Origin of the sequence: Streptomyces hawaiiensis (assembly GCF_004803895.1) — a bacterium.
GTDB lineage: Bacteria > Actinomycetota > Actinomycetes > Streptomycetales > Streptomycetaceae > Streptomyces > Streptomyces hawaiiensis.
Window position 1 is genome coordinate 299001 of sequence record NZ_CP021978.1, and the last position, 14136, is coordinate 313136.

Consider the following 14136-nt stretch of genomic DNA (forward strand, 5'->3'; position numbering starts at 1 on the left):
CACCTGGGACCGGCTGCCGGCCCACGTCCAACAGCGTTCCGACGCCGTCGGTCCGTCGACTGGACCGTCGTATGCGTGGACTCCACGACCGTGCAGGCGCACCAGCACGCGGCCTGATCCGAAAAGGGGGTCCTGCCGGGCGAGGCGATCGGCCGGTCCGGCGGCGGGTTGACCCCGAAGATCCACCTCGCCTGCGACGGACAAGGCCGCCCGCGCGCCTTCACGATCTCGAAGCGCTGATGCTTCGGCAACGGTCCATACACCGCTGGGAACAGCGAAGCCATGACGGCCGGTGGGTGGCGAGCCGGACGTGGATCGTGGAGCACCCCGGGTGGTCGGCGGCGACCGTCTTCGCCCGCCCGCCGGTGCCGAACCAGGCCCAGCTCGGTGGGCAGCGCGACGCGGGTGTCGGTCTCGGCCACCGTCGGCGTGGTACCGACCAGCGGCGGTGAGGACGCCGCACCACCCGAGCCCACACGCGCCCCGCCCGCCGCCGCAGGTGATGGGCAGAGCGACCCGCACTTCGGTGCCGTGTGAGCCGGTGTCGAGGGTGGCCAGGCCGTCGATCCCTGTGGCCCGTTCGGCGACCGAGGCCAGGCCGGTCCCCGCGCCGGCGCGAGCGTCCGGGCCGATCCCGTCGTCACTGACGCTGGTGGTGAGTGTCAAGTCGACGCTGGGTGTCGGAACCAGCCAGGAAGTTCGAGAGGCGAGCGTTCGGGTGGACGAAGAGGGCTCAGGAGGGGCACGAGGGCGGCGGATCCCGGTCGCGCGCGGTTCAATGGCGGTCATGATGCGTAGAACGTCATCCACCGCCGTTGTCGTCGCGTTCGTGTTCGCCGCTCTCACGTCGTGTTCCTCGGACTCTTCCGACAAGACCCCGGCCGAGGGTCGGCCCGGTGGGTCCGGCTCAGGGGCAACGGCGTCGGGTCCCGGGCCGGCTCCCACGGAGACGGACACGCCATCGCCCGCGCCTACCGGGCCGTGCGCGGACGGGAGATGTGAGATCGAGGTCGCCGTGGGGGACGTCGTGACAGTGCCGGAAAAGTACGGGCTCGGGCCGATCGAGGTGACGGCGATCACCGGCGGCAAGGTCGAGATGGCTGCACCGCTGACGGGGTCCGGCTACAGCGTGTCGGGCTGTTCCGGTGGCGGCGGCGTGTCCTCGGAGGGCAACGGCGGCGTCCGGTTCAGCTGCGGCGAGGGGCCCGCCGCGACCATGAACGACGCCATGAGCCTGAAGGTCGTCGAGATCCTCGACACCGCCGCGATCCTCCGTATCGAACCCGTTGGGTGACGTCCCTGCTGGGCGGGCTCGAAGCTGAAGATGACGTCAGGGTTTGAGTACGTTTGTTCCCCTGGTGTGCCGGCGATCCAGTTCCGCGACCGGTGCACGCCGATCCGGGCTTGGCCGGCGCCGAGTCGGCCCGCCGCCTCAACGTGACTTGGTTGAGCATGCCGTCCGAGGTCTTCAGGGTGCCGGTGGTGGGGAGGTCGGATCCCCACACGACGCCCTTGACGTCAAAGAGCGAGGGAGGCTCGGTCACTCCGGTGATCTCGATGTAACGGAACCCGTGCTGGGTGAACGTGGGCTCGTAGGTCACCTTTCCGGACTCGGCGAAGACGTAGCGGTCGGTGACCTTGGCGCTGCGGAAGTTGTCGGTGTAGAGGGTGCCGTTCTTGTTGAGCACCTCCGCGTAGCGGATCTTGACCGGTGCTGTTCCAGGCTGAGCTGTCCCCTGAAGGTGTCGATGACGGCCTCGATCCACTGGCGGACACGGGCTACTTTGCCGACGCGGACCGGTTCGTCCTGAGCGGCAGGTCCCGTTGGAAGACGGCCATGGCGCGGCCGGGGCCGTTGTAGTCGTCGACGGTCTTCGTGTCGAAGCCGAGGCTGCGGTGGAAGGCGATCGAGCCGGTGTTCCCAACTGACGTGATCGCCTTCAACCTCCGAGCACCGTGACGTGCGGCTGCTTCGGCGAACGCCGTGTACAGACGACGCCCGAGACCGGTGCCACGGGCGTCATCGCGCGTGGCGATCAGATGCACGTACCCGGTGCCGTCCGGGGTGACGAACCCGAAGATGTACCCGCGGATTCCGTCCTCGGCCCGGGCAACCAAACAGGTGGAACCGAACTCCTGCACCAGGGCCAGAAGGTGCAGCGCCCGAAGGTCGCGTTCGCCCCAGTAGCGGGGGTGATCAGTCAGGACTTGGTGGAAGTCGGCCACCGCGGCCGGTGCGATGTGTATCCCCATGATGACGATCATGGCAGGCGCCCTGACCGGTACAGGCGAAGGTCCTCACGGGCAGGGGGCGTGGACCTGCGGATCGACAGGATCGAGGAGCACGTCCCCGCCGCCCGAGCGCAGGTCATCCCGGCCGCAAGGCATTCGTCTCCGTTGTCCGGCCCGGCCCGATGCACGACCAGGCGGCCGTACGTACCGAGGGCATCGCTGAACAGTTCCGCTGGCACCCGAAGGTCAAGGCGGAGGTCGACGAGCTTTACCGGGGCCTGGCCCACGAGTTCCCCGTCCAGGTCAGCGCCCCACCGCGAACCGGGCACCGAACTGGTACTCGCCCGCCAGGGCAAGGACGAGCGCGTAGCCCTGCCGTCGGAACACCAGCGGTGAGCAGACCTGTCCGATGGCCATGCCGGTGAAGGCACAGGTGAGTTGGGCCGCGGCCCCCAGCGCCAGGTCCGCGAGGCCGGGTGTGTGGGTTGCGAACATCAGCGGCAGCACCAGACCGGCAGCCGTCAGCAGCAGGCACCACACAGTGGCCGTCCCGACCGTCGCGAGCAGAACGCGTAGATGGCTGCCGGTGCTGACGCCGACGGGCCTCGGCGCGGCGGGCGAGTTCGGCGACCTGCGCGCTGAGGCGGTGGCGCAGCACCTCGTACGCGCCCGTGTCCACGTGGTCGTGCGTGCCGGTGTCATGGCCGGTCGTCATGGCATGCCTCTCGGGAAGTCGAGGAACACGGCCCGGAGCCGCCGTCCCCTGTGCGGCGGCTCCGGACCGAAGGGGCGGGTCAGGCGTGAACGACGCTGCCGTTCAGGGCGGTGAGCGGCTTGTCCGCCAGGCCCAGCTCGCCGGCCCGGTCGAGCAGCTGCTGGAGCTTGCCCCGAGTCAGCCCCGCCGGTCTTCATCAGCTTCAGCAGCAGCGCCGAGACGGTCAGGTTCTGTACGTCGGCCGTGGAGACCGAGCCGAGGATGCGGCCCAGGTCGTCGGTGAAGCTGGAGGTGCCGTCCAGCCAGGGCCGGGCCAGTGCCTGGGCGGTATCGGAGTGCTGGACGAACCCGTCGACGCTCTTGCCGAGCGCGATCGAGGACATCAGCCGGTCGAAGAAGACCGACCCGCCGCCGACGATGTTGATGTCGGCGTTCTCCAGACCGGTGGCGAGCACCGTTGCCTGTGCCTCGGCGACCTGCCGCTGCACGTCGAGCCCGGCGAGGCGGATCTCCTTGTCCGCCTGCACGCGCAGCCGGTACTCCTCGTGCCCCTGTGAGGCGTCGTCGAGTGCGGCCATGGCGGCGGCCTTCTGGGTCAGCCCCTCGGCTTCGGCCTTGAGCTTCTCGCCGATGGCCGCGGCCTCCGCCAGGGCCTGGGCCTGCGCGCCTTCCGCCTCGGCCCGGAGCCGGGCCTCGGTGGCGACGGCCTCCGCGCGGCCGGCCTTCTCGATGACGTCGGCTTCCTTGTCCCGGACCTGGAGGGCGGCGAGCCCTTCGGCGGCCGCCTCTGCCTGGGTGCCCTCGGCGAGGCGGCACTTGGCCTGCGCGTCGAGGTCGGCGGTCTTCAACCGGGCCTCGGCCAGCGTCAGTTCCTCGGCCGCGCGGTGCGTGGCGGCCTGTTCGGCGGCCTCGGCGGCCTTGATGTCCTTGACCAGCTTCTCCTGCGCCTCGGCTTCGGCGGCGATGATCACGGCCTGCCGCTGCCGCTCCGCCTCCTCCACGGCCCGCAGCCTCTTGATGGACTCCTCCTGCTCGGCGACCGTCCGGTCCACGGCGACGCGCTCGCGAATGACCTCGGCGATGTCCCGCTTCTCCGCCTCGACCTCCTTCTCGGCGGCGATCCGGGTCAGCTGCGTCTCGCTTTCCCGGCCGATGACTTCGAGGAGCCGGTCCTTCTCGATGCGCTCGTTCTCGATGGCGATGACCCGCTCACGGTTCTTCGCGGCGACGGCGACCTCGCGGGCCTGGTTCTCGCGCTGCACACCGAGTTTCTCCTCGGTGGCCAGGAAGGCACCCTGTGCCCGCAGCCGCTCCTCCTCCATCACCCGTGCCGTCTCGGCCTCTTCATCGGTGATCTTGCGGATGCCCTGGGCGTCGAGGACGTTGGCCGGGTCGAGCTGGGCGACCGGCGTCTGCTCCAGGTAGTCGATCCGGGTGCAGGGCCCGTACGAACAGGCAGGTCAGCCGCCACGCGACGGGCAGGGCCGCGATGGGCAGGACCATGCGCAGCAGCCCGGTGGCGGGACACGGCGGCGCGCACACGGCCAGCAGGAGGACGCTCCCTACACTCAGGAACCAGGCCACGGCCGTCAGCGTGGAGACGGCTACTGCCACGGGTACGCCGTCCATGCCCCAGGCGCGGAGGTTCGCGTCCGCGTCGAAACTGCCGACCGAGGTGAAGCCCGCGGCGACGAGGAGCCAGAAGCACATCACCACGACGAGGGCGGTGGTCAGGAGGATCGTGGGCGGGCCGGTGGCTACCGAAAGCAACGTCCGCATGCCCAACCCCCCGTCCCGTCGGCACTGCCCGTCAACCGTGCTCGGCGGCGCACCGCTCGCTCCGGGTTCCGGTGCCGGACACCTGCCGGTGTCCGGCACCGAAATCCCCTGTAGTGCTCCCCGCAACCCATCCTGCATCGCCGACGCAGGCCTGCGCATTGCCGGTTCTCGGCAATGTTGTCTAGGGTCAGCATGCCGGTCGGCCGCCAAGAAGCCGTCAGCGGCGCGTCAAGAACTCGGGGGCACCATGGCGGAGTTGGAGATTCCAGAGGAGTATCTGGCGGGTTACGCCCTGATACTGGCCGAGGTCGCGGCCACCGGTCGGCGTCTCACCCGGGAGGAACTCACCTCCCGCCGGACGCTCGGGGAACAGGCGGCTGACGCCGGCCACGGATTGCGGGCCCTGGTCAGCGCCCATCTGACCGCCGCACGCGCGGCCTGGCCGGCCGGCCCCGCGTCGGCCGACAGCGTCCTGGCCGCCGTACAGCAGGTGACAGACGCCTTCGCGGAGGGCTTCGAGCGGGCTCAGCGCCAGGCCGTACGGCAGGAGGAGGCCGCACGCCGCGAGTTCATCGACGACCTCCTCTACGGCCGCAGCGATCTCGGACGCCTCGCCGAACGTGCTGAACGCTTCGGTCTGCGTCTCTCGCACGCCCATGCCGTCGCCGTCGCCGAGGGCCCTACCGCCTACGAGGAGGGCGATCCCGTCCCCCGCCAGGTGGAACGCGCCCTCATCTCACGCTTCGGCGACCGCAGCATCCTGCTCACCACCAAGGACGGCCGGCTGCTGTGCATCGCCCCGGGCCCTCAGGACGAGGTCCTCGCCCACTTCGCGAAGCAGGCCCATGCGGCCACCGACGGCGGCCGGGTCGCCATCGGCCGCCCCCAGCCGGGCCCCGGCGGGGTCGTCCACTCCTATGAGGAGGCGCTCAACGCCCTGGAACTCGCCGAGCGCCTGGAACTGGAGGACCCGGTCCTGCGCGCCGCCGACCTGCTCGTCTACCCCGTCCTCACCCGCGACCGGCAGGCCATGGCCGAACTCGTCCTCGCCGCCCTCGGCCCGCTCACCACGGCCCGCGGCGGCGCCCAGCCCCTCCTGGACACCCTCACCGCCTACTTCGACTCCGGCTGTGTGGCCGCCGAGGCGGCCCGCCGTCTCACCCTCAGCGTGCGGGCCCTGACCTACCGGCTGGAACGCATCCACAAGCTCACCGGCGCCAACCCGGCCGATCCGGCCCACCGCTACATGCTGCAGACCGCGGTGATCGGCGCACGGCTGCTGGACTGGCCCGCCGAGGAGCTCTGAAGCGGCCCGATGCAGGACGTGAGGAGCTCTGACGCGCCCCGACGCAGGACGTCAGGAGCGCGCGAGTTCGGCTGCGCCGAAGGACACGTCGAAGCGGTCGCACCAGATGCTCACGCTGGTGTACCGGGACGGGTCGACGTCGGCGGGCACGACGTAGTTCTGACTGCCTTTGTTGCCCTTGAGCTTGCCGAGGCTGACATACGCGCCGTCGTCGAAGACGTGCCAGCCGGCCCGCCCCTCCTTCACCGGCGCGTCGGTCAGCCACACGCGCAGATCCGGACCGTTGCTGGTGTCGAGGTCCTCCAGCCGTACGACATGGGAGCCGTCGGAGAGCCGTACGAGCTTCACGCTGCCCGAGGTGGCGTGCTCGTGGCTGATCAATGCGCCGCCCGCCAGCGTCCGGGGCCGGGGAGCCGGGGAAGGCGACGCGGAGGGCGCTCCGGCCGGGGAAGGCGACGCGGAGGACGCTCCGGCCGGGGAAGGCGACGCGGAGGACGCTCCGGCCGGAGGTGCCGCCGGGGCCACGGCGCCCGGCAGGGCCTCCTGCACGGTTTCGTCCTGCCACACCTTCCACGGCTGGAACCAGTACAGCCCCAAGCCGACGCCGGTGACCGACACCACCAGTACCCCGATGGCCAACCGCCTGCCCGGCCTCTTCCGTCCACGCCCCATGCCCGCCTCGATTCCTGAGTGCTCCCTCACGCTTCTATTCAACGGGCCGCGCGGGCGGTGTGTACCCCGGTTCGGATGACGGAAGTCTTACGTCGCGGCGGCAGCCGTGCACATGGCTGCCCTGGCACTCCCGATTCGCCGCGCTCGGCGGCTCGTGCTCCTCGGCGGCATCCGCTCCATCGCCGACGTCGCCGGCGGGCGCGCCCGGTCAGGCCGCGGCGCCGGCGCGCCTGTCGCGCTGCGATGCGGCCAGGTAGGCGACGAAGCCCACGATGGCGACCGTCCACGCGAGGGTGACTGGTTCCAGCCCGAGTGCGAGCCCGCCGCGGGAGCGGCCGTCTGCCATCCAGTCGGCGAGGGAGGCGCCGAGGGGGCGGGTGATGACGTACGCCGACCAGAAGGCGGCCACCGCGTTCAGGCCGCTCCAGCGATGCGCCAGGGCGGGCACGCAGATCGCAGCGGCGAAGAGGACGACCGAACCGAGGTAGCCGAGGCCGGCGGTGGCGGTGAGGTCACCCGCTGCTGTGCCTAGGGCGAACGTGGCCAGGACGGCCGCCCAGTAGAACGCCTCGCGGCGCCGGGTGTGAATGGCATGGATGGAAAGCGTGCGCTCGCTCGCGTACCAGAGACCGAAGACGGCGGCCAATGCGGTGAGGAAGAGGGGCGTCGACAGCGTGTAGGGAACGCCGAGGCCGACGTGCAGGACGTCGGCCGCCATCGTGCCGAACACGCTGACCATGACGACGGCGGTCCAGTAGGCCCAGGCGATGTACCGGCGGCAGGTGAACTGGACGGCCATGGCGGCCGTCAGGGCCAGCGCGCCGAGTGCGACCGCAGGTATCGGACCGAGCACCCGGGCCAGGAGGTCGGAGGCCGTCTCCCCCATGCCGGTGGTCAACACCTTGATGATCCAGAAGTAGGCGGTCACCTCCGGAACCTTGTTCACCAGGGCGCCCGGGGGGTCGAGGTGCCGGTCGTCCCGGTCGTCGAGGAGGGGTTGCGTCGTCATAGCCCGCACGATGACACGGTGAACTGCCCGTCCTCTAGGGTCTTTTGCTATAGTTTGCTGCTTTTTGTTCAGACGTTGCCCACTCTCAGGAGCAGGGACGCCGCCCACGTGTCACGATCGCCTCATGGAATGTACCGAAGCGGACACCGGGCTTCCGCGCCGTCCTATTTCGGGATGCGCTGTTCTGCAAGGCAGTTGCATACTCACCGCATGGCCTCGTTCTCTGGTCGGTTCTCGGATCCGCGCAGCACCGAGTACGACTTCATCAGCTTGATCACTGTGCGGTGATCCGTCGTTTCGTCCAGGCCTCGCTGCGGGAACGAGCACCCTGGTACGACACCGGACAGAAGATGACCTTGGTGGCCTGCCTTCCGGTATGGATCAAGCGAGCGAAGAACCGAGACGAGATCTTGCGTGCCGTCAGCCGGACCCACGCCTCACTGGTTGCCGCCTGAGCTGCTTGCCAGTGTCCGAACGTCGCTTGGACCTGGTCTGCATTTGCGCTGTTCAGTGACACCTTCGACCTGCTCGACCGGGTGGACTTCGCCCACATGCGGCTGCCCCACCTGTGCTACGTGACCCAGGCCGGAGGACGCCTGCCACCCGAACGGGTCGCCCACTTCGCCGAGTTGGGCCGACGGTCCGGCTGGGAGATGTTCGTGATGTACGGGCAGACCGAGGCAACGGCCCGCATGGCCTACCTGGCCCCCGGCACTCGCGCACGAGCGCCCGGAGACCATCGGCGTACCGATCCCGGGGGGCTCCTTCCGGCTGCGTCCGGTCGACGGCATCGGATCACCCGACACCGGCGAACTGGTCTACTCGGGCCCCAACGTGATGCTCGGTTACGCCGAGACCCCGGCCGACCTCGCCCTCGGCCGCACCCTGGAGGAACTGCCCACCGGGGACATCGCGCGGCGCGCCCCCGACGGGCTGTACGAGATCGTGGGGCGTCGCAGCCGCTTCATCAAGATCCTCGGCTTTCGTATAGACCCGCACCGGGTCGAGGCCGCGTTGGAGGGGCACGGCATCAAAGCCGCGTGCGTGGGTGATGCCGACGCGTTGGCTGTCATCGCGGCCCGCACGGCCCATGCCGACGCGGTGGCCGTCCGGCGTCTGGTGACAGAAGGCCGCGGTCTGCCGCCGCGCGCGATACGTGTGCGGCTCATGTCCGAGCTTCCGCGGCTCGCCTCGGGCAAGACCGACTACGAGGCCGTACGACGGCTGGCCCGCGGGGCGCGGACACCCGCACCGGCACCGGGCGACGACCTCTGTGCCCTCTACGCCGAGATCCTCGACCGGACCGACGTCACCGAGGACAGCAGCTTCGTGAGCCTGGGCGGCGATTCACTCTCGTACGTCGAGATGTCGCTGCGGCTGGGGCAGGCCCTGGGCGTGCTGCCCGCCGACTGGCACACCACGCCGATCCGCCGGCTGCGGGCCCCGCGCACCGCACGGCCCACGCCGGAGACCACCCCACGGCGCGGGCTGCGGCGCACGCTGGAGACGGGCATCGCCCTGCGGGCGATCGGCATCGCCCTCGTCGTCGGCTCGCACATCCCCGTCTTCCTCGTCCAGGGCGGCGCCCACGTCCTGCTCGGCGTCGCCGGGTACAACTTCGCACGCTTCCACCTCTCCGTCGGCGAACGCCGGGAGCGCCCGCGCAGGATGGGGCGCAGCATCGCGCGCATCGCCGTTCCGAGCATGGTGTGGATCGCCTTCGCGCTGCTGCTGACCCGCGAATACGACCTGGCCAACGTCGTGCTGGCCAACAGCCTCTTCGAACAGGACGACTCCGACCCGGAGTGGCGCTACTGGTTCGTCGAAGCGCTGGTCTACTTCCTGGCCGGGCTGGCGGTTCTGCTGGCGATCCCCTGGCTGCACCGCACGGAGCGGCGCAACCCCTTCGGCTTCGCGCTGACACTGGTCGCCCTGGGACTCATCGGGCGCTACGACCCCTGGGGCCTCGCGCATGTCCGCTTCCATCTGAGCCCCACCGTTGTCTTCTTTCCTCTTCGCGCTGGGCTGGGCGGCGGCCCGAGCTCGTACGGCGGGACAGCGGCTGGTGCTGACCGCGGTCGCGCTGGTCACCGTGCCCGGTCTCTTCCCCGGGGAGCAGACGCTGCGGACATCGATCGTCGTCGGCGGCCTCGTCCTGCTGCTCTGGGTGCCGGTCCCGCCCAGCATCGACCCGGTCAACCGGCTGGCGGGCGTCCTGGCAGGGCAGCTCGCTCTACATCTATCTGACGCACTTCCACGTCCATCCCCACCTGCGGGACCACTCCCCCGTGTCGGCCCTGCTCGTCTCCCTGATATGCGGTGTGGCGTACGGAGCAGTGGCCACCCGTCTGGCGCCCAGGCTCTTTTCCGCGCTTCAGGCCCTCACGAGGTCCTCCGCTCTCGGCGCGCCCCTCGTCCCGGGAGCGGCACGGAACCGTTGAGACGTGGTCCGGCCAAGCGGTCCGCATCCTGGTGGCCCTGCTTGTCGCCTCGCGGGATGTCCGGCACTCCCGTAGGGTCTCGATGCCGCTACGGCAAGGCGGACTGACGGCCCTTCGCGTCCGGGCGGACCAAGTGATCGAGGAGCGCTCATGTCAGGACAGTTTGAAGCGACCATCGAGATCGACCGGCCCGTCGAGGCGGTGTTCGACTACCTCGCCGACGGGCGCAACGATCCGCAGTTCAGCCCTCGTGTGCTGAGGATCGAGCGGGTTCCCGAGACTCCGACCGCCGTGGGAACGGTGTTCCGCAGCACGGTCAAGGACGCCGGGGTGAAGACAGCCAGGGAGTTCCGTATCACCGAACTCGAAGCCCCGGCGCGGATCAGGTGGACCGAGGTGTCCAAGAACAGCGTGGCGGTCGCCGAAGGCGGCTACGACCTGGAGCCGCTGGCCGACGGCAGGACGCGGGTCCGTCTCCACAACGTTCTGGAGGGCCACGGGCTCGGCAAGCTGCTCGTCGGCCTGGCGCTCACCGCCGCCCGCAAGGATGCCCCCGCCTTCGGTGCCCGGATCAAGGCAGCGGCCGAAGCGGCGATCCAGCCGCACTGACCTTCCGGGCCCGTGGTGAGCACCTCGGTGGCGTCTTTGAAGCGCCCGTCCAGGTGATGACCATCGACACGTTCGCGGTTGCAGCGCGGGGCCGTCCCGCCGCCCGGCCGGTGAACCCATGACGGGCTGACGCCGCGTGTCCAGGCCCGTGGTCAGACCGCCGGCAACGCCCGGGCGTGCGCGGCAGCCAGTGCGACCCGCACGGCCCTGTCTGCGGTCGCCTCGTCGACCGACTCTCCGGTGAACACGAGCCGGAAGTAGATCGGCGCGGCAAGGGTCTTGAGGAGTTCGGCAGGGTCGGTGTCCGCAGGCAGTTCGCCGCGCTCGATGGCTCGGGTGACGACGGGTTCCGCCCGCCGGAACCGGTCGTCGAAGAGCGCGTGCTTGACTTCGGCGAGCCGTGGGATGCGTACGGCGTCCGAGAGGACGGTGGTGAGCAGGGCCCGGCCTGTTCGCGTGGTCATGGTGGCCACGAGGGAGCGGGCCAGCGCGCGCAAGTCACTCTCCACCGCCCCGGTGTCGGGGATCGGGATGTCTGCGGCGAAGTGACTGGCGAGCGCGTCGGCGACAAGGCCGTCAGCGTCTTTCCAGTTCCGGTAGATCGTCGTCTTGTGTACACCGGCTCGTCGGGCGACGCCTTCGACGGTCAGCGCCGCATACCCGGTCTGCGTGAGCTCGGTGATGGCCGCCTCCAGCACGGCGGCGCGCATCTTCTTGCCTCGCCCGACAACGGGGGCACGCCTTGAGGGCGACCCGACAGATTCCATTGCAACTCCTGGTTGCGTTACTGGTGGAACAAGCGACAGGATCAGGCTATCGCAACCTTCAGTTGCGATGTGGCTGCGCTCTCGCGCGCCCGCAGGCACCCCTGACCCACAGATCGAGGTTCCCATGACCCGCGACTCCCGGGCTGCCGCCCGAGCCTCACTGCGCGACCGCTGGTCGCCGGACTCCATCCCCGACCAGTCGGGGCGACTGGCCGTGGTCACCGGCGCCAACAGCGGTATCGGGTACGTCACCGCTCGCGAGCTCGTCCGCCGCGGCGCCCATGTCGTCCTGGCATGCCGCAACCGCGAGCGCGGGCAGGATGCCGTGGAGCGGCTGCGGGCCGAAGTCCCCGACGCCCGCGTCGAACTGCGCCTGCTCGATCTCGCCGACTTGAAGTCCGTCCGCGGTTTCGCCGAGGGCTGGAGCCACGACCGGCTCGACCTGCTGGTCAACAACGCCGGCATCGCCATGGTGCCGTTCTCGCGGACCGCCGACGGCTTCGAGTCCCAGTTCGGCGTCAACCACCTCGGCACGTTCGCGCTCACCGGCCTCCTCATGCCTCACCTGCTGGCCGCCCCGGACCCGCGCGTGGTCACCGTCAGCAGCGAGGGTCAGCGATTCGCCCGATTCGACATGGCCAACCTCAATGCTGAGCACCGCTACCGAGCGGTGTTCGCCTACGTACAGTCCAAGCGGGCCAATCTCTACTTCGCCATGGAACTGCAGCGAAGGGCCGATGCCGCCGGGCTCAGGCTGCGCAGCATGGCTGTCGCCCCCGGACTCACACGTTCCCATGTGCTCACCGGCGGCGCCAACAGCACCCGGGGCCGCGCATACGGGATCCTCACGCGCCTGCTCTTGCGCCTCGCCTTCCGCCCCACACCAGAGGGCGCCAAGACCTCCCTGTACGCCTCAACCGTCCCTGATCTGCCAGGGGGGAGCTACGTCGTGCCCGACGGGCCGTTCCAGCTCCGTGGCGAGCCGGCCCTCCGCAGCCGGGAACACGCCATCCAGGACTTGGTCACGGCCCGTCAGTTGTGGGTGCTCTCGGAACAGCTCACCAGCGTGCGCTACTTGCCCGCCGAACCGCCTGTGTGATTCCTCTGGAGGGGCGGCCTCAGGAGCGCTGTGGCGCTGCCCTGCGCCGGACGGCCGCGATCACGCCGAGACGAACGGCTCGGTCAAATGCGGCGTCGCCAGGTGCAACGTGGTGGCGGCTTCGCGGCCGAGCATGCGCTCCCTTGAGTGCCTGGCCGCCTCAGGGTCGGTCTCGTGCGAGTAAGCGAGCTCGGGGTGGAGCAGCTGGAGCGCGTGCACCAGGAGGTCGCCGGTGACGAGCACCAGCTCGCGCCCGTCGGCGACCAGCACGCTCTGATGACCGGGCGTGTGTCCGGGCGTGGCGACCGCGCGCCCGGCGCGCAGCGGCGTGTCCCCGTCGAGGAGCCGGAGCCGACCGGCCGCCGCGAGCGGATCGGTGAGGGTCTCGCGAAGCTGCGGGTTGAGCGCGTCGAGGGCGTCGAACTCGGCCCGCTGGAGGAGGTATTCGGCGTTCGGGAAGTAAGGGCGGCGGCCGCCGGTCGAAGCGTCGGCGGCCACCGCGCCGCCCCTTGAGGGGACGGCCGCCTCGGTCACGACCGCCCACCCGACGTGGTCGGTGTGCAGATGCGTGAGCACCACGGTGTCGACTTCGGCCGGGTCGATGCCCGCGGCGGCGAGCGACTCGGGGAGCACGCCGGGCACGGGCGCCCACGAGGCGGCCGGGCCGTCCGCCGGACCGATCCCGGCGTCCACGACGGTGACGCCCTTGTCTCCGCGGATCGCGTACGCGCGGAACTGGAGCCACCAGCGGCCCTCGGCGTCGACAGCGCCCGGGTCGTAGCGGTCGACTTCGGCCCACTGAGCGGCCGTGGCCTCGGGGAAGGCTTCGACGCGCGGGGAGAAGAACGGGCCCTCACCGTCGGCGAGGGCGATGATCTCGGTCGAGCCGATCCGGAGGCTGGGCACGCTGAGGGACATGACCGCGATCCTGCCATGCCGTGCACGCGGGTGGTGGCTCGCCCCATGCCGTGATGATCGCCGCCGTCCGGCGTGCCCGCTCACGCACGGCCGGTCACGCGGCAGACCCGGCCGCCCGCGCGGGTGGCCGGTCGGTGTCTACGGCCGCCCAGGACCTGGAGATCCACTGGCTGACGCCTCTCACCGCGAACGCCGCTGCTGGGAGCGACGCGGGGACCGATGGAGTGGATGCGGCAGCGCCGGGCCCGCCCAGCGGGCCCGGCCGACCTCAGGTCACTGGGGCCACGGGACGTCAGTTCACCGCGTCGAGGAAGGTCAGCACCGACGCGTCCTCCTCGATCAGCGGAGCGAGGGCGGTGTTGAACGGGCCGCCGTACGGGGCCTTCAGATGTGCCTGGAAGGCGTCCTCGTCCCGGTACGCCTCGAAGATCCAGAAGGCGCGAGGGCTGGCCGCCTTGGTGTACACGTCGAAGGTGACGTTGCCCTCTTCTTGACGCACCTTCTCGGCGTACTCCACGATCATGCGGGCGACCTCGTCCTCCGCGCCCTCGCGGGCGGTGAACTCGGCGAGCAGGGTCTTCGTCATGCG

The 14136-nt window shown here is 70.4% G+C and carries 15 protein-coding genes and 3 pseudogenes; 7 read left to right on the forward strand and 11 right to left on the reverse strand.

Annotated elements, in window-relative coordinates; all coding sequences use genetic code 11:
* Window position 1: 1 nt before the first annotated feature.
* The 3 genes and pseudogenes from CEB94_RS01440 to CEB94_RS01450 form a co-directional block, all read left to right on the forward strand.
* Window positions 2-231, forward strand: a pseudogene (locus CEB94_RS01440) (IS5/IS1182 family transposase); the annotation flags it as partial.
* Between the two features lie 65 nt (window positions 232-296).
* A complete protein-coding gene (locus CEB94_RS01445; RefSeq protein WP_175430402.1) occupies window positions 297-452 on the forward strand; it encodes a hypothetical protein in 156 nt (51 codons plus the stop codon).
* A gap of 563 nt (window positions 453-1015) precedes the next feature.
* Window positions 1016-1294: a hypothetical protein gene (locus CEB94_RS01450; RefSeq protein ID WP_175430403.1), complete on the forward strand. Its 279-nt coding sequence runs from the start codon at window positions 1016-1018 to the stop codon at window positions 1292-1294.
* On the opposite strand, the gene CEB94_RS01455 is transcribed toward CEB94_RS01450, so the two are convergent.
* From CEB94_RS01455 to CEB94_RS01475, 6 genes and pseudogenes are all read right to left on the reverse strand, one after another.
* Entirely contained in the window at window positions 1188-1688 is a 501-nt protein-coding gene (locus CEB94_RS01455) for a family 78 glycoside hydrolase catalytic domain (protein ID WP_246111672.1), read from the reverse strand. The genes CEB94_RS01450 and CEB94_RS01455 overlap by 107 nt on opposite strands.
* A gap of 11 nt (window positions 1689-1699) precedes the next feature.
* Window positions 1700-1819: pseudogene (locus CEB94_RS42115) on the reverse strand (IS982 family transposase); the annotation flags it as partial.
* Window positions 1780-2265, reverse strand: a complete 486-nt coding sequence (locus CEB94_RS01460; RefSeq protein WP_175430405.1) for a GNAT family N-acetyltransferase — start codon at window positions 2263-2265, stop codon at window positions 1780-1782. The pseudogene CEB94_RS42115 and the gene CEB94_RS01460, both read right to left, overlap by 40 nt.
* A gap of 270 nt (window positions 2266-2535) precedes the next feature.
* Window positions 2536-2934: a hypothetical protein gene (locus CEB94_RS01465; protein WP_175430406.1), complete on the reverse strand. Its 399-nt coding sequence runs from the start codon at window positions 2932-2934 to the stop codon at window positions 2536-2538.
* Window positions 2935-3026: 92 nt separating this feature from the next.
* A pseudogene (locus tag CEB94_RS01470) lies at window positions 3027-4377 on the reverse strand (flotillin family protein); the annotation flags it as partial.
* Window positions 4292-4726 carry a hypothetical protein gene (locus CEB94_RS01475; RefSeq protein WP_175430407.1) on the reverse strand — a complete coding sequence of 145 codons (435 nt, stop codon included), beginning with the start codon at window positions 4724-4726 and terminating at the stop codon, window positions 4292-4294. The pseudogene CEB94_RS01470 and the gene CEB94_RS01475, both read right to left, overlap by 86 nt.
* Before the next feature lie 247 nt (window positions 4727-4973).
* Between CEB94_RS01475 and CEB94_RS01480 the strand changes: the two genes are divergently transcribed.
* On the forward strand, window positions 4974-6032 hold the full coding sequence (locus tag CEB94_RS01480) for a PucR family transcriptional regulator (protein ID WP_175430408.1): 1059 nt from the start codon (window positions 4974-4976) through the stop codon (window positions 6030-6032).
* A 51-nt stretch (window positions 6033-6083) separates the two neighbouring features.
* Here CEB94_RS01480 and CEB94_RS01485 read toward each other — a convergent pair whose 3' ends face one another.
* Both CEB94_RS01485 and CEB94_RS01490 read right to left on the reverse strand, forming a co-directional pair.
* Window positions 6084-6704 (reverse strand): DM13 domain-containing protein, encoded by a 621-nt coding sequence (locus CEB94_RS01485; RefSeq protein WP_175430409.1) that lies wholly within the window; start codon window positions 6702-6704, stop codon window positions 6084-6086.
* A gap of 208 nt (window positions 6705-6912) precedes the next feature.
* Complete coding sequence (locus tag CEB94_RS01490) at window positions 6913-7713, reverse strand: COG4705 family protein (protein WP_175430410.1); 801 nt, start codon at window positions 7711-7713, stop codon at window positions 6913-6915.
* Window positions 7714-8550: 837 nt separating this feature from the next.
* On the opposite strand from CEB94_RS01490, the gene CEB94_RS01495 reads away from it, so the two are divergent.
* Window positions 8551-9960 carry an acyltransferase family protein gene (locus tag CEB94_RS01495; protein ID WP_342789352.1) on the forward strand — a complete coding sequence of 470 codons (1410 nt, stop codon included), beginning with the start codon at window positions 8551-8553 and terminating at the stop codon, window positions 9958-9960.
* A 344-nt stretch (window positions 9961-10304) separates the two neighbouring features.
* Window positions 10305-10763, forward strand: a complete 459-nt coding sequence (locus tag CEB94_RS01500; RefSeq protein ID WP_175430411.1) for an SRPBCC family protein — start codon at window positions 10305-10307, stop codon at window positions 10761-10763.
* A gap of 152 nt (window positions 10764-10915) precedes the next feature.
* Here the strand turns inward: CEB94_RS01500 and CEB94_RS01505 are convergent, their stop codons facing one another.
* Window positions 10916-11473 carry a TetR/AcrR family transcriptional regulator gene (locus tag CEB94_RS01505; RefSeq protein ID WP_175430412.1) on the reverse strand — a complete coding sequence of 186 codons (558 nt, stop codon included), beginning with the start codon at window positions 11471-11473 and terminating at the stop codon, window positions 10916-10918.
* Window positions 11474-11654: 181 nt separating this feature from the next.
* On the opposite strand from CEB94_RS01505, the gene CEB94_RS01510 reads away from it, so the two are divergent.
* Window positions 11655-12629, forward strand: coding sequence for an oxidoreductase (locus CEB94_RS01510; protein ID WP_175430413.1), 975 nt, complete (start codon window positions 11655-11657; stop codon window positions 12627-12629).
* 60 nt (window positions 12630-12689) lie between these two features.
* Here CEB94_RS01510 and CEB94_RS01515 read toward each other — a convergent pair whose 3' ends face one another.
* Window positions 12690-13547, reverse strand: a complete 858-nt coding sequence (locus CEB94_RS01515; RefSeq protein ID WP_175430414.1) for an MBL fold metallo-hydrolase — start codon at window positions 13545-13547, stop codon at window positions 12690-12692.
* A 292-nt stretch (window positions 13548-13839) separates the two neighbouring features.
* The gene (locus tag CEB94_RS01520; RefSeq protein ID WP_175430415.1) at window positions 13840-14133 is read right to left on the reverse strand and encodes a putative quinol monooxygenase; all 294 of its coding nucleotides are present in this window, start codon (window positions 14131-14133) and stop codon (window positions 13840-13842) included.
* Between the last annotated feature and the right edge of the window lie 3 nt (window positions 14134-14136).

Excerpts from the sequence above, each read along its gene's own strand:
- CEB94_RS01465 (WP_175430406.1), bottom strand. The coding sequence starts at position 2,934 with ATGACACCGGCACGCACGACCACGTGGACACGGGCGCGTACGAGGTGC.
- CEB94_RS01520 (WP_175430415.1), bottom strand. The coding sequence starts at position 14,133 with ATGACGAAGACCCTGCTCGCCGAGTTCACCGCCCGCGAGGGCGCGGAG.
- CEB94_RS01505 (WP_175430412.1), bottom strand. The coding sequence starts at position 11,473 with ATGCGCGCCGCCGTGCTGGAGGCGGCCATCACCGAGCTCACGCAGACC.
- CEB94_RS01515 (WP_175430414.1), bottom strand. The coding sequence starts at position 13,547 with ATGTCCCTCAGCGTGCCCAGCCTCCGGATCGGCTCGACCGAGATCATC.
- CEB94_RS01480 (WP_175430408.1), top strand. The coding sequence starts at position 4,974 with ATGGCGGAGTTGGAGATTCCAGAGGAGTATCTGGCGGGTTACGCCCTG.
- CEB94_RS01495 (WP_342789352.1), top strand. The coding sequence starts at position 8,551 with ATGCTCGGTTACGCCGAGACCCCGGCCGACCTCGCCCTCGGCCGCACC.
- CEB94_RS01485 (WP_175430409.1), bottom strand. The coding sequence starts at position 6,704 with ATGGGGCGTGGACGGAAGAGGCCGGGCAGGCGGTTGGCCATCGGGGTA.
- CEB94_RS01510 (WP_175430413.1), top strand. The coding sequence starts at position 11,655 with ATGACCCGCGACTCCCGGGCTGCCGCCCGAGCCTCACTGCGCGACCGC.
- CEB94_RS01460 (WP_175430405.1), bottom strand. The coding sequence starts at position 2,265 with ATGATCGTCATCATGGGGATACACATCGCACCGGCCGCGGTGGCCGAC.
- CEB94_RS01490 (WP_175430410.1), bottom strand. The coding sequence starts at position 7,713 with ATGACGACGCAACCCCTCCTCGACGACCGGGACGACCGGCACCTCGAC.
- CEB94_RS01475 (WP_175430407.1), bottom strand. The coding sequence starts at position 4,726 with ATGCGGACGTTGCTTTCGGTAGCCACCGGCCCGCCCACGATCCTCCTG.
- CEB94_RS01500 (WP_175430411.1), top strand. The coding sequence starts at position 10,305 with ATGTCAGGACAGTTTGAAGCGACCATCGAGATCGACCGGCCCGTCGAG.